This is a genomic window from Ammonifex thiophilus (assembly GCF_003368535.1).
In the GTDB taxonomy this organism is placed as follows: domain Bacteria; phylum Bacillota; class Desulfotomaculia; order Desulfotomaculales; family Ammonificaceae; genus Ammonifex; species Ammonifex thiophilus.
Map to the genome: position 1 here is coordinate 1 of NZ_QSLN01000075.1, position 341 is coordinate 341.

Sequence of the window (341 nt, forward strand, 5' to 3'; positions counted from 1 at the left end):
GGAAATAGAGGAAGTGCGGAAGTGCGGGCGGTAATTGACACCAGCGTGCTGGTCTCAGCCTTCTTGAGCAAAAGGAGCCATCCGGCGAAAGTGCTCGATGCCTGGATACTCGGCCAGTTCACACCTGTTGTGAGCCCAGAGTTGGTGAGGGAGTACGCCGCCGTCCTGGTCCGGGACAAGTTCGCCGTCCTGGGTTCAGTTGCAGACAGGATTAACCTGCTGGAGGGGATTCTCGCTCTTCCCTGGGTAGTGATGGTGTATCCGAAAGAGAGGATTTCTGTAGTGCAGAAGGATCCGGAGGATGACAAGGTTCTGGAGTGTGCCGTAGAGGGCAAGGCCGG

At 57.2% G+C, this 341-nt stretch carries 1 protein-coding gene; it reads left to right on the forward strand.

The window, feature by feature from the left end; all coding sequences use genetic code 11:
• Window positions 1-21 precede the first annotated feature (21 nt).
• On the forward strand, window positions 22-341 hold a 320-nt coding region (locus tag DXX99_RS11130; protein WP_115793510.1), incomplete at its 3' end, for a putative toxin-antitoxin system toxin component, PIN family.